9 protein-coding genes are annotated in these 12,970 nt (G+C 72.4%); 4 read left to right on the top strand and 5 right to left on the bottom strand.

What is annotated here, in order from left to right; genetic code table 11:
* Nucleotides 1-340: 340 nt before the first annotated feature.
* The 3 genes from ACWEOZ_RS38710 to ACWEOZ_RS38700 are packed head-to-tail and all read left to right on the top strand — an operon-like array spanning nucleotide 341 to nucleotide 4,300.
* Complete coding sequence (locus tag ACWEOZ_RS38710) at nucleotides 341-1,375, top strand: glycosyltransferase family 2 protein (protein ID WP_451915648.1); 1,035 nt, start codon at nucleotides 341-343, stop codon at nucleotides 1,373-1,375.
* A complete protein-coding gene (locus ACWEOZ_RS38705) occupies nucleotides 1,356-2,558 on the top strand; it encodes a glycosyltransferase (RefSeq protein ID WP_451915647.1) in 1,203 nt (400 codons plus the stop codon). Before ACWEOZ_RS38710 ends, ACWEOZ_RS38705 begins: the two co-directional genes overlap by 20 nt.
* The gene (locus tag ACWEOZ_RS38700) at nucleotides 2,555-4,300 is read left to right on the top strand and encodes a glycosyltransferase family 4 protein (RefSeq protein ID WP_451915646.1); all 1,746 of its coding nucleotides are present in this window, start codon (nucleotides 2,555-2,557) and stop codon (nucleotides 4,298-4,300) included. The genes ACWEOZ_RS38705 and ACWEOZ_RS38700 overlap by 4 nt, the downstream gene beginning before the upstream one ends.
* A 35-nt stretch (nucleotides 4,301-4,335) precedes the next feature.
* Here ACWEOZ_RS38700 and ACWEOZ_RS38695 read toward each other — a convergent pair whose 3' ends face one another.
* The 3 genes from ACWEOZ_RS38695 to ACWEOZ_RS38685 all read right to left on the bottom strand — a co-directional run bounded on the left by ACWEOZ_RS38695 (nucleotide 4,336) and on the right by ACWEOZ_RS38685 (nucleotide 9,882).
* Nucleotides 4,336-6,279, bottom strand: a complete 1,944-nt coding sequence (locus ACWEOZ_RS38695; RefSeq protein ID WP_451915645.1) for an ATP-binding protein — start codon at nucleotides 6,277-6,279, stop codon at nucleotides 4,336-4,338.
* 31 nt (nucleotides 6,280-6,310) lie between these two features.
* Nucleotides 6,311-8,161 carry a sensor histidine kinase gene (locus ACWEOZ_RS38690; RefSeq protein ID WP_451915644.1) on the bottom strand — a complete coding sequence of 617 codons (1,851 nt, stop codon included), beginning with the start codon at nucleotides 8,159-8,161 and terminating at the stop codon, nucleotides 6,311-6,313.
* Nucleotides 8,162-8,262: 101 nt separating this feature from the next.
* Nucleotides 8,263-9,882 carry a methyl-accepting chemotaxis protein gene (locus ACWEOZ_RS38685; RefSeq protein ID WP_451915643.1) on the bottom strand — a complete coding sequence of 540 codons (1,620 nt, stop codon included), beginning with the start codon at nucleotides 9,880-9,882 and terminating at the stop codon, nucleotides 8,263-8,265.
* 141 nt (nucleotides 9,883-10,023) lie between these two features.
* Between ACWEOZ_RS38685 and ACWEOZ_RS38680 the strand changes: the two genes are divergently transcribed.
* Complete coding sequence (locus tag ACWEOZ_RS38680) at nucleotides 10,024-10,713, top strand: septum formation family protein (protein WP_451915642.1); 690 nt, start codon at nucleotides 10,024-10,026, stop codon at nucleotides 10,711-10,713.
* 39 nt (nucleotides 10,714-10,752) lie between these two features.
* Here ACWEOZ_RS38680 and ACWEOZ_RS38675 read toward each other — a convergent pair whose 3' ends face one another.
* Together ACWEOZ_RS38675 and ACWEOZ_RS38670 are read right to left on the bottom strand one after the other, a co-directional pair.
* Nucleotides 10,753-11,790 (bottom strand): hypothetical protein, encoded by a 1,038-nt coding sequence (locus ACWEOZ_RS38675; RefSeq protein ID WP_451915641.1) that lies wholly within the window; start codon nucleotides 11,788-11,790, stop codon nucleotides 10,753-10,755.
* Between the two features lie 150 nt (nucleotides 11,791-11,940).
* On the bottom strand, nucleotides 11,941-12,966 hold the full coding sequence (locus ACWEOZ_RS38670) for a LacI family DNA-binding transcriptional regulator (protein WP_451915640.1): 1,026 nt from the start codon (nucleotides 12,964-12,966) through the stop codon (nucleotides 11,941-11,943).
* Nucleotides 12,967-12,970 lie beyond the last annotated feature (4 nt).

The raw sequence follows: 12,970 nt of genomic DNA, 5'->3' as shown, positions 1-12,970 counted from the left end.
TCGATCGTCACGTACGCCTTCCCCAAGTCTGCCGTCGGCAATGTGAATGCGGGCGAGTGTATAGGGCCGGCCGGAAAAGGCAATCGGCATCGGAAATTCGGCTGCTATTGGCATTTTCGCCATTGCTTTGTCAGCCGACGTTAACCGGCGTGCGCAGTAGGACTTCGCAGCTCAGGGTGCGAGTGCTTTCGCGTTCTACCCGCATTGGCCACCGGCTATTCACCCGCCGGCCGTTCGCGATCCGTAATTTCCAGCCCGTGTCCCGTACGCCCCGGGGGCACGCACTTCGATTCGCTCACGCCAATGCGCTCGTCCTCATTGCGGAGTTGAGAGGTTCACCATGGATGCCCTGCCCGAAGTCAGCGTGGTCATTCCGACGCGTTTCCGCCCGGAGCTGGTGACGCGCGCGGTCCGCAGCGCCCTGACCCAGACGGTGGGCACCATCGAGGTCATCGTGGTGGTCGACGGACCGGACCAGGCGACGAGCGACGCGCTGGCGCTGATCACCGACGCGCGGCTGCGGGTGCTGGTGCTGCCCCGCTCCGGTGGCGCCCCGAACGCCCGCAACGTCGGCGTCCGCGAGGCCCGCGCACCCTGGACGGCGCTGCTCGACGACGACGACGAGTGGCTGCCCCACAAGCTGGCGGTGCAGCTCGACGCGGCCCGCGCCGCCGGGGTGGCGATGCCGGTGGTGGCCAGCCGCCTGATCAACCGCACCCCGCGCGCCGACTCCGTCATGCCGCGGCGGCTGCCGGTGCCCGGCGAGCCGGTCAGCGAATACCTCACCGTGCGCCGCGGCCTGTTCTACGGCGACGGATTCATCCAGACGTCGACCATCATGGCGCCGACCGCGCTGCTGCGCCGGGAGCCGTTCACCGTCGGGCTACGCCGCATGCAGGAACTCGACTGGGTGCTGCGCGCGGTCAGCCACGACGAGGTCGAGCTGGTCATCGCGGCCGAGGCGCTCGTGGTCTTCCACCAGGACGAGGACCGCCCCCGGATCACGCTGAGCTCGCCCTGGGAGGGGCAGCTCGAGTGGCTGCACCGCAGCCGCCACCTGCTCACCCCGCGGGCGTACGCGGCCCTGCTCATGAGCGTGATCAGCTCGATGGCCGCGCCGACCCGCAGCGCCCGGATCTTCGGGACGCTGCTGCGCGACGCGCGCCGGCACGGCCGCCCCGGCCCGATCGACTACCTGACCTTCCTGCAGATCTGGCTGATCCCGCCGAAGCTGCGCCACAACCTGCGCGACCTGGCCCTGGGTCGCCGCCGGGAGCAGCGCGACAGCGTCGCGGGACCGGTGGCCGCCGAACGGCGAGTGCCGACGCTCGGGGACCGCAGTGGGGAGCTGGCGCATGACGGCGCCCGCCGGTAGGACCGTCGCGATCTGGCGCAGTTGCCTGCTGCCCGGCTCCGAGACCTTCATCCGCCATCAGGGCGGCGCGCTGACCCGCTGGCGACCGGCCTACCTGGGCGCCGTGAAGGTCACAAGCCCGATCGCCGCGGACACCGACCTGATCGCCTTCCCGGACACGACCGCCGGCCGGGCGGGCTGGTTCCTGCTGCGGCTGACCGGGAGATCTGCCCGGCTGCGCCGCCTGCTGACCGGACTGCGCCCGGCGCTGGTCCACGCGCACTTCGCCGGCGACGGCTGGCTGATCAGCCGGTCGGCCGCGCAACTGGGCATCCCGCTGGTGGTCACCCTGCATGGTCTCGACGTCACCAGCCAGGCCCAGCGGCCCGGCCTGCGCGGCACCCGGCACCGCCGGCACCTGCGGACGACGTTCGACCGCGCCACCCTGATCATCGCCGTGTCGGAGTTCATCCGGGACCGGGCCACGGAGCTGGGCGCCGACCCGGCGAAGATCCGCGTGCACCACACCGGCGTACCCCTGGCCGAAGTCCCGGCGCCGGTGCCACCGCGCTGGGACATCGTGTTCGTCGGGCGCTTCGTCGCCAAGAAGGGCATCGACGACCTGCTGGAGGCGGCTGCGATGGTCGGGGACCTGCGCCCACGGATACTGTTCGTCGGCACCGGCCCGCTCGAGGAACCGAGCCGCCGCCGGGCCGTCGAGCTGGGCCTGGACGCGACGTTCGCAGGGGCGCAGGACTCCGCTGTGGTGCGCCGGTCGCTGGCCGAGGCCAAGGTGTTCGTGTCCCCGTCGAAGACGGCACCCGACGGCGACACCGAGGGGCTTCCGACCACGATCCTGGAGGCGGGAGGCGCGGGGTTGCCGACGATCTCCACGTACCACAGCGGCATCCCGGAAGCAGTGGTGCACGGGGAGACCGGTCTGCTGTGCCCCGAGGGCGACCGGCCGGCGCTGGCCGCGGCCATCCGGCAGCTGCTCACCGACGACGAGCTCCGGGCGCGCCTGGGGCGTCAGGCCCGCCGGCACATGGAGGCCCACTTCGACCTGAACGACCAGACCGCCCGGCTCGAGCAGCTGTACGAGGCCGTCTGCACGCGACCCGCGGCCCCGGCCCGATCCGGCGCGGCTTCGGTTGGGTCGGGTGTGGCGTCGGCCCGATCCGGGTCCGGATCCGGGCGGACGTGACAACAGCGGTTTACGTCGCGCTGGGGACCCGCCGGATCGCCGCGGCGCTGCACCACGTCGGCGCCCTCGTCGCGGCCGGCACGCGGGTCACCCTGCTCCACACCGACCGGCCGGAATGGGCGCAGGTCCCATTGCCGCCCACAGTGACGGTGCATCGGCTGGACGTGGGCGCCGCCCGGCGGCTGCTGCTGGCCGCCGACGGGCCGTTGCGCGACGACGGCCTGCTCATCGCCGGTGACCCCGAGGCGCTCGCTGTGGCGTGGTTCGTCGGCCGCCGGCGCCCGGGCGTGACCATCCGGCTGGAGCCTTCGCCGGAGCCCGCACGGCGTACCGGGCCGGCCGACCTGGCCGTGGTGACGCCCTGGTATCCGTCGCCCGACGACCCGTACGCGGGAGCGTTCGTGCAGGCCTCAACCGCGGCGGTACGGCCGGACCACGACCGGGTCGCGATCCTGCACACGCAGAACTGGTACTACTCGCCGACCGGCGTGGCCGGCAACCGCGTCGGCGTGGCCGCGGAACGGCAGGCGCCCCGTTCCGGCCAGGCGGTCGTGCTCGATACACCCGAGGGGGAGCTGACCCGCGTGGCGGTGCCCACCGCGGCCGGCCGCGGCTACCCGGCCTTCGCCGAGGCCCAGGTCCGGTCCCTGCGCGCCACCCTGCCGACCGGCCGGATCGAGGCGCCGGTGGTGCACGCCCACACCGGCATGCTCGGCGGGGTCGTGGCGATGCGGCTGGCCCGCCCGGATGCCCGGATCGTGGTGACCGAGCACGCGACCTTCCTGCCCGAGGTCTTCGCCCAGCCCGGCGCCCGCGACCAGTACGCCGAGATGCTGACCCGCGCCGACGCCCTGCTCTGCGTGGGCCGTCACCTGTACGACCAGCTCGCCGGCTACTTCCCCGAGCACGCCCACAAGCTGAGCATCGTGCCCAACGCCATCGACTTCGACCGGTTCACGGTCCGCGAAAGCCCACCCCGCGAGTTGTCACGGTGGCTCTACGCCGGACGGCTGGTGGCCCACAAGGGCGTGCTGCCCCTCGTCGACGGCTTCGCCCGGATCGCCGCCGAGGACCCGCGGGTCAGCCTGACCCTGGTGGGGACCGGCCCGCTCGCGGACACCCTCGACCGGCGGATCGCCGCCCTGGGACTCAACGGCCGGGTCACCCGCCGGCCGGCCGTACCGCCGGACCAGGTGACCGCGCTGATGCACGAGCACGACCTGCTCGTGCACGCCAGCCGCCTGGAAACCTTCGGCATGACGGTGGTCGAGGCGGTCGCCACCGGTACGCCGGTGCTGGTCGCCCGCAGCCAGGGCCCGGCGGAGACCCTGGCCGGGATCGATCACCAGGCCGGCCTGCTGATCGAGCCGAGCGAGGATCCGGACGTCATCGCCGACGGGTACCGCCGGCTGTGCAAGGAGCTGGACACTCTGGATCTGCCCCGGGCCCGCGCGACTTTGGCGGCGCGCTACGGCTTCGGCGCTGTGGCGAGACGGCTGCGCGAGGTTTACCACCCCGGCGCGGTCGCCCCTGAGCTGCCTCTCGTGGTCCAGCCGTCGTCGCCAGGAGACGGTCATCGGCTGTCCCGGCTCGTGCGGTTCTCCGCCGTCACCGTCCCCGACCAGATCCTGTCCGGTGTACAGCGGGCGGCGGCCGTGCTGCCCGCCCCCGGACCGGAGGCCGTCGTCCGCTACCTGCGGCGGATCCCGGCGGTCATCAGCGACCGCACCCTGCGCCGCTGAGCCGGCTCATCCCGCAGTGCCGCACAGAGCGGTCGTCACGACCGGGTCGCGGCGCTGCTCAGCACGCTGCTGACCCGCCGGAGCAGGTCGTCCGCGGTGAACGGCTTCTCGATGAAGGCGATGTCCGGGTCCAGCACATGGGTCGAGCCCAGCAGTCCGTTGCTGTAGCCCGACATGAACAGCACCGGCAGGCCGGGGTGCCGGGCCGCCAGCAGCTCGGCGAGCCGCGGACCGGACATCCCCGGCATGATCACATCGGTCAGCAGCAGGTCACAGCCCTGGTCCCGGCTCAGTTCCAGCGCTTCCGGCCCGGATGCCGCCGACAGCACGCGGTAGCCGCCCTGGCCCAGGATGCGGGCGACGATCCGGCCGAGCGCCGGTTCGTCCTCGACGACCAGGACAGTCTCCTGGTGCCCCTGCGGCACGGCCGCCTCGACGGCACGGGTGACTGCCGTGTGCGATGTCCCGACCAGGGGCAGGTACACCCGGAAGGTGGTGCCTACCCCCGGCTCCGAGTAGACGTTGATGCTGCCGCCCGCCTCCGCGATGATGCCGTACACGGTGGACAGTCCCAGGCCGGTGCCCTGGCCCCGGGGTTTGGTGGTGTAGAACGGCTCGAAGATGTGGGCGGCGACCTCCGGCTCGATGCCCTCGCCGGTGTCGCTGACCTGCAGCCGGGCGTACGTGCCGGGCGCCAGTTCGGGGTGCATGTCGAGCTGGTGCTGGTCCAGCCGGGCCCGGTCCGCCTCGATCACCAGCGTGCCGCCCTGGGGCATCGCGTCGCGGGCGTTGAGCGAGAGGTTCAGCAGCACCTGCTGGATCTGGCCCGCGTCGGCGTGCACCGTCAGCGGCGCCGGGGCCGGGTGGGTCCGCAGGTCGATGTCCTCGCCGATGGTGCGGTGCAGCATCGCCCGGACCTCGTCGATGGACGCGTTCAGGTCGATGTCCTGCGGCTGGATGGTGTCCCCGCGGGTGAAGACCAGCAGCTGGTGGGTGAGGCCGATGGCCCGGTCGGCGGCGATCCGGACGTGTTCCAGGTCGGCCCGTACGGCGGGTTCGGTGGACTGCTCGGCCGCGAAGTCGGTGTAGTTGACGATGATCGCCAGGATGTTGTTGAAGTCGTGGGCGACGCCACCGGCGAGCTTGCCGAGACTCTCCATCCGCTGGGCCTGGTGGGTACGCTCCTCCACCTGCCGGCGGCGCTCGGCTGCCTGTTTGGCGGCGGCGATGTCGCGGGCCACCACGGAGACCCCGATGATCGAGTCGTCGCGGCCCAGGATGGGGGCCACGCTCACCGCGATCTCGAGCGGCGAGCCGTCCTTGTGCACCCGGGTGGCCTCGTAGTGCAGGCTGCGTTCACCGCTGGCGATCCGGGACAGGACGTCGGACTGCTCGCCGAGCCCTTCGCTGCCGGCCAGCATCGACGCCGGGCGCCCGATCACCTCCGCCGCGGTCCAGCCGAAGAGCCGTTCCGCGCCGCCGTTCCAGGCGGTGACCGTGCCGGCCGGGGTGACGCCGATGATCGCGTCGTCGCTGTGCTCCACGACGGCGGCGAGCGTAGCGCGGTGGCTCTCGGCCAGGTCCTGAGCCGCCCGCTCCCGGGCTCCCGCCACATCGAGGCATTGCTGGTCCTGGGGTGCGACATAGATCGCTCCCCGGCGCAGCAGGACGCCATATCCGCGCCGGAGTGTCCAGTAGTAGACGCCGACGGCGGCCGTGAACAGATCCCAGGAGGCCGCGGCCCAGGAGTCCGCGGCCATTCCCGGGTGGGTCTGCCCGGAGATGAGGGATCGATAGGTCATGACCGCGTGGAAACCATGCCCGACCGCACAGCTGAAGAAGATCAACGCGGTCGCGGTGGCCAGCCGATTGGAACGCAGCTGCCCGGCGCGGGCCACCGGGACGACGATCGCCGCGGTGATCGCCGCGTACGCCACCATGATGACGGTGTTGCCGAGGAGAAAGATCTGGTCCGGCACACCCGTCTGTTCGGACCGGAAGCTGCGGTACTTAGCGGCCGGCGCCGGTCCGTTCGGCGGTGACGGTGCTCGAGCCCTCCGGGGGAGGGGCCGGCACGGTGAACCAGAACCGGCTGCCGCCGCCCGGGTTCTCCCGCACCCCGACCTCGCCGCCGTGGCGTTCGATGATGCGGTGCACGATGGCGAGCCCCAGTCCGGTGCCGTGGTACGGCTGGCTGCCGTCCGCCCGGATGAACGGGTCGAACACGGTCGCGCGCTGGGCCGCCGGGATGCCGATGCCCCGGTCGGCGATCTCGATGCACCAGCCGCCCGGGTCCTGCGCCGTACCGGTGATCTCGATGAACGGCTGCTGCCCGGCGGCGGTGTACTTCAGGGCGTTGCCGACGAGGTTGTCGACGACCTGGCGCAGCAGGACCGGGTCGCCGTCGACGCTGGGCAGCGGCCCGACCACGATCGTGGGCTGCTGCCCGCCCGTGCCGCCGACCCGGTCCCGGATCACGTCGGCCACCAGCCGGTTCAGATCCACCTCGGTACGCCGTAACGTCCGGTTGTCCGCTGTCGCGTAGTTCAGCAGGTCGTCGATCAGCGACTGCATCCGCTGAGCGCCCCTGTGCAGGCGCTCCAGGAACTCGCGGTGCTCCGGCTCCAGGCGGGGTCCGGCATCCTCGCGCAGGAAGTCGGCGTAGCCGGCGATCCGGGCCAGCGGGCTGCGCAGGTCATGGGCGACGACGCCGGCGAAGCCGACCAGTTCCTCCTCACGCCGGCGCAGCTGCTGCTCGACCGCCTCCCGCCGGTTGATGTCGTCGCGCAGCGCCGCGGTGGCCGCGTCGACCCGGCGCAGCGCGCGGTCGCGGGAGCTGACCACCGTGCCGGTCAGGGCCGCGAGCAGCGCGGTGATCAACGTGCCGATCAGGGCGGCGACGACGTCGAGATGCAGCGCGGTGCCGGCCAGCACCCGGTCGGTGGGCGCGACGGTGACCTGCCAGGTGCGCTGCGGCACCGGGATCGGCAACGTCCGGGCGGGCCGGCTCGCGTCGATCGCCGCGCTCGGCAACCGGCGTCCGACCGGGGTGGCGACGCCGTTCGACGCGTCCGAGAGGGTCACGGCGACCGATTCCCCGGCGATCCGGCTGATCGCGTCCTGGAGGAAGTCGCCGCCGCGCAGCGCCATCACCATCCAGCCGCGGAACTGCCCGGCGTCGCTCGCCGACGGAGAGGTGGAGTAGACCGGCGCTGCCAGCGCGAAGCCCAGCTGCTGGGTGTCCTGGGGCACGGCGGCGTCCTGCAGCAGGCGGTAGCTCGCACTGATCGCGACCTGGTGACCTTCGCGGGCCTGGCCGAGCGCGGCTGCCGCCTCGGGTGCCGCCGCGAGATCCTGACCCGCGGACGAGTCGCTGCCGTCGATGGCCCGGCTGAGGACCACGAACAGGTGTTCGGGGGCGTGCCCGGGTTCTGGCCGTAACCGCAGGTCCGGGCTGCCGGCGCGGCGCCACTCGGCTTGCACCCGGGGAACCTGGGCGCCGGTGGCCGGCACGACCAGCGCCACTCCGGTGGCACCGGGCAGCCGTTGCCGGTCCGTCGCGGCGGTGATCGCCTCGAACTCCGGCCTCGACAGCTGTCCCTGGGCGCCGACCGCGGCGGCGAGGTCGAGCAGGGAAGTGGTGTAGCGCCGGATCTCGGCGGTCAGGGTGCGCGCGACCATCATGGTCCGCTGTTCCAGCGCCTGGTCGAAGCGGTCCTCGGCGGCCCGCCGGAGCGCGCCCACGGCCAGCACGGTGCCGATCATGCCGAGCGCCATGACGAGGGCGACGATCCGCGACCGACGTCCCCGGGCGCGGGGTGTTCCGCCGGCCGGGGTCTGCACCGTCGGCGCGGGTCTCACTCGATTCAGGCTACGCGGCCGGCCGGTCCGGCAAGACGATTCGGGCGAACCGTCCCTGTGGCTGATCGGCGCCCCGGCGGGCCCGCCGGCCGCCGCGCCGGTCAGTAGCGGAAGGTGCTGACCAGCCCGTTCAGCGTCGCCGCCGCGTCGACCAGCGACCGGGCGGTCGTCTGCGTCGTCTGCGCGCCCGCGCTGGCCTGCTCGGCCGCCTGGGCCACGCCGACGATGGTGGTGGCGATCTCGCCGGCGCCGACGGCGGTCTCGCCGACGTTGCGGGACATCTCCTGCGTCGTCGCGGTCTGCTCCTCGATGGCCGAGGCGATGGTCAGCTGGGTGTCGTTGATCTCGGTCACCACGGTGGAGATCCGGGCGATGACGGCCGCCGCCGCGCCGGAGCCCTGGTTGATCGCCTCGACCTTGCGGGCGATCTCCTCGGTGGCCGAGGCGGTCTGCTGGGCCAGCTCCTTGACCTCGCCGGCGACCACGGCGAAGCCCTTGCCGACCTCGCCCGCGCGGGCGGCCTCGATGGTGGCGTTCAGCGCGAGCAGATTGGTCTGCGCGGCGATGTCGGTGATGAGCTTGACCACGGTCTGGATCTCGGCCGACGAGGCGCCGAGGCGGGTCACGGTCTCGTCGGCCTCCCGCGTGGCCTGTACGCCGCCGCGGGCGATGTCGGTGGCCCGGGAGGCGCTGCGCGAGATCTCCGCGATGGAGGCGTTCATCTCCTCCGCGGAGGCCGCCAGCGTCGACACGATGGTGGAGACCTCCTCGGCGCTGGCGCTGACCACGCCGGCCTGAGCGCTGGTCTCCTCCGCGCCCCCGGCGAGCTGGGTGCTGACCGTGCTGAGCTCGTCGGCGGCATCCGAGACCTGCCGCGCCCCGGCGGCGACCGCGGCGACCAGCTCCTGCATCCGGTCGGCGAAGCGGTTGAAGCCGCCCGCCGCCTCGGCGATCTCGTCCCGGCCGTCGTCGTGGATCCGCTGGGTCAGGTCGCCGTCGCCGTCGGCGATCTCGGCGAGCCGGTGGTTGAGGGTGCCGAGCGGCCGGATGATGGACCGGATCAGCACGAAGGCGAGCGCGGCGCCGAGCAGGACGGTGAGCACACCGGCCGAGACCATGACGACCGAGGAGCGGTCGGCGGCGGCGGAGGCGTCGGTCATCGCGGCGGAGGACCGGGCGTCGATCGAGGACGTGAGCGAGTCCACGCTGGCGGCGATCTCGTTGAAGATCTTGATCTCGTCGACGGCCACCAGCTGGTTGGCCCGCGCGATCTGCGTGGCGGTGCCGCTGCGGTACGCCTCGACGATGGTGCGGTCCAGCGCGGAGAACTCGTCGAAGTGCTGGGTGATGCGGTCGATCAGCTCCGTTTCCGCGGCGGTGATGTGCGCGCCGCGAAGGGTCTGCAACTCCTGGCGGAATGACGCGGCCGAGGCGAGGAATGCGGCGCGCGCGTCGGCGGTGTCGGCTGCGGCGCCGTCGACCCCGCGGACGATGTCGAACGCGTACGCGGTCTGCCAGCCGTTGAAGTCCGCCGACCGGAACTTGACCTGCTTGGCGAGCTGGTTGGCTGTCGAGTAGTCGGCGAGCGTGGCGGTTGCGCGGGACTGATCGGCGATGGCCGACAGCCCGACGGCCACGACCGCGCTCAGCAGTGCCAGCAGCACGACCATCGCGGCGACCAGCCGGCTACTGATCCGGATGCTGCGCAGCCCGACCTTCATGGTTCCCTCGCCCCGTTCGTCGACATGCTTCCTAGATCAAGAATCGTCCGCGATGACGCCGGTCTGAGCAGTCGCCGGAAGACATCTCCGGCGGCGCTCACGGGGCGGCGTGGTTCCCTTCGTGGCTGTACCGTGCCCGCTGTGGATCACCAGCCCCCGCTCACGCCCGGCCCGCAGTACCCGGCCTACACGCCGCCGCCCCCGCCCCGCCCGGCCTGGAACGGCAAGACCAACGGTTTCTCCATCGCCTCCCTGGCGCTGGCCCTGATGGGTTGCGCCGGCCTGCCGAGCATCATCTTCGGCGTCATCGGCCTGCGGCAGAGCAAGCGCAACGGTGACCGGCGCGGCCGCTTCTACGCGATCGCGGGGCTGGTCGTCTGCGGCCTCTGGGCGCTCGCCATCGCGGTGGCGGTCGGCGTGGCCGTCGTACGGGATGCCGCCGACGGCCCGGACCGCGACGCCACGGGCGCCATCAACGGCGCACGCGAGCTCAAGGTGACCGAGCTGCGGGTGGGTGACTGTCTCAAGGACATCAGCTCGCAGACCGGCAGCTATGTGGACGTGGTGCCGTGCTCGACCACGCACTACAGCGAGGTCTTCGCTCTCTTCCCTCTGCGGGAGGGCGACTGGCCGGGCGACGCCCAGGTCAAAGAGACCGCCCGGACCGGTTGCGACGACCGCTACGCCGCCTATGCCGGTGTCAAGCTGGACGAGGACTCGTGGACGGTGCTCGCCGTGCCGCCGGAGGAACTGCACTTCTCGTCCGATCGAGACGTGCTGTGCCTGGCCCATCACCTGCGGGTGCCCACGACCGGCTCGCTACGCCGCTGATCCCGCTGCGCCGGCAGCGGGATCGGCGGGTCGGCGGGTTCAGCGGGCCACCGCCGGGCGGCGCAGCAGGCGCGCCCGCACCGGCGGCAGCCAGCGCACCAGCGCGGCGGTCCGCTCGTTGGAGCCGTAGGCGAGCAGCGTCAGGAAGACGCCGTAGACCGGCAGGTGACCGAGCAGCTCCGTGCCGCCGAAGAGCAGCAGGGTCGCGTTGAACGGGATGCCCGCGACCAGCACGGCGACCTGGGGCAGCGCGCCGGAGATCACCAAGAGGCCGAACAGCAGCTCGGTGACGCCCGCGACGGCGACGAAGGTGTCCGGGCTCAGGTGGATGCCGACCAGCGAGAAGACATCGAGCTGCGGGTAGAGGTGGAGGGTCTCGCGGGCCAGCGCGGGGTTGGCCAGCTTCTCCGCGAAGGCGAGCGTGATCAGGGCGCCACCGGCACCCAGCCGCAGGCCCAGCAGCGCCCGGCGCAGGGTCGCGGCGTCCGGCTCCACCCGGCCGAAGGTCTCGTCCGACGGCGGGACGAAGGCCAGGAACACGGCCACGCCGAGCAGGTCCATGGCCGAGAGCAGCCCGACCGGACCGGTGAGCAGCAGGGCCAGCGGCCCGATGACGGTGAGGGCCAGCGCCGCGGGGCGCAGCCGGATGCCGGTGATGAACCAGATGCCCAGGGCGCCCTCGGCGAGCAGCAGCGCCACCCCGCCGGTCAGGTGCTCGACCTCGAGGTCGTGGGTGAGGAAGTGGCCGGTGACCGCGGCGGCCAGCAGCGAGACACCCAGGTGGATGGCGAGCAGCCGGGGGACGTACGGGATGATCCGGCCGGCGAACCGCAGCGGCCGCAGCTCCGGCGTGGGCAGGTAGCGCAGGGCGACGTACCGCCACAGGACGGTGGCCAGGACGACCGCGACGATCAGGCCGAAGGTGACCGGCCGCAAGGCGAACGCCCAGTCGGTGGCGTAGGAGCCGGGCTCGTCGACGAACCACTTCTCGTGCGCCGAGGCCGGGGAGGGCGACGCCAGCAGCGCCGCGGCGGCGGTGCCCGCAACGGCGGCACCACGTCCCAGAGTGACCTTCATCGTTCCCGCTCCCTGTGCCCCGGCGCCGCCCGGTGCGGCGCCTGTCCTGCTGTACGTCGTCCTTTCTACGGGCGGGTTGAGCTCTGTGGGGGGTTCACGGACCAGGTCAGGACCAAAGTCCCGGGCATTCGGGACCCTCTGCGGGCCCGGTCATGGAGCGGCGCGGCCGAGGGTGCTCTGGCGGGGGATCAACCGGTGCTCGGCCAGCAGCTCCACCCCGGGGACCGGCCCGGAGCTGGCGATCCGCATGATCAGCCGCTCCACCGCCAGCTGCGCGATGGCGGTCTTGTCGGGGGAGATGGTGCTGATCGTGGGATGGCTGTAGCGCCCGTCCTCGATGTCGTCGTAGCCGATGATCGCGATGTCCTCGGGGATCCGCAGCCCGCGTTCCAGGATGGTGTGGATCGCGCCGGAGGCGACCAGGTCGCTGTAGCAGAAGACCGCGTCCGGCGGGTCCGCCCGGTCGAGCAGCGCGGCCATCGCGGTCACGCCGTCGATCCGGTTGAACCGGGCGGTGCTGATGATCAGCGACTCGTCGACCGGCAGCCCGGCGGCGGCGTGGGCCGCGCGGAAGCCGCGGGTGCGCAGCTGGGCCGCCTCGCCGGTCGCGTACGGCTGGTCGCCGATCGCCGCGATCCGGCGCCGGCCCAGGGAGATCAGGTGGGTGACGGCGTCGGTCGAGGCGGCGATGTCGTCGATCCCGACGTGGTCGAAGGTGCCGTCGGAGACGCGTTCGCCCAGCACGACCAGGGGCAGGGCAAGATCACGCACGGTGAGATCCTGCTGGGACAGGCCGAGCGGACTGATGATCATGCCGTCGAACAGGAAGCCCCGTGAGCCGCGCCCGATCAGCTCGCCCTCGTGCTGCCGGTCGCCGTCGGTCTGGTCGATCAGGACGTTGTAGCCGCCCTTGCGGGCGGCCGGGATGATCGCCTGCAGCAGCTCGGCGAAGTACGGCGTGTCCAGGTACGGCACCACGACAGCGATCTGCCCCGACCGCCCGTTGGCCAGGTTGCGGGCGAGCACGTTGGGCCGGTAGCCCAGCTCGGCGATGGCCCGTTCGACTTTCTCCCGGGTCGCCGGCGCCACCTGGGCGTAGCCGTTCACCACGTTGGAGACCGTACGGGGGGAGACCCCGGCGAGCTCGGCAACGTCACGCAGCGTGATATCTCGCATGAGG

The sequence above is a fragment of the Actinoplanes sp. NPDC004185 genome (genome assembly GCF_053603475.1).
Note: the sequence above shows the minus strand (reverse complement) of the source record. Positions and strands in the feature narration are given on the sequence as shown.

What these genes read in the sequence shown, in the direction of transcription:
- ACWEOZ_RS38710 (WP_451915648.1), top strand. Translation starts at nt 341, where the DNA reads ATGGATGCCCTGCCCGAAGTCAGCGTGGTCATTCCGACGCGTTTCCGC.
- ACWEOZ_RS38705 (WP_451915647.1), top strand. Translation starts at nt 1,356, where the DNA reads ATGACGGCGCCCGCCGGTAGGACCGTCGCGATCTGGCGCAGTTGCCTG.
- ACWEOZ_RS38685 (WP_451915643.1), bottom strand. Translation starts at nt 9,882, where the DNA reads ATGAAGGTCGGGCTGCGCAGCATCCGGATCAGTAGCCGGCTGGTCGCC.
- ACWEOZ_RS38675 (WP_451915641.1), bottom strand. Translation starts at nt 11,790, where the DNA reads ATGAAGGTCACTCTGGGACGTGGTGCCGCCGTTGCGGGCACCGCCGCC.
- ACWEOZ_RS38670 (WP_451915640.1), bottom strand. Translation starts at nt 12,966, where the DNA reads ATGCGAGATATCACGCTGCGTGACGTTGCCGAGCTCGCCGGGGTCTCC.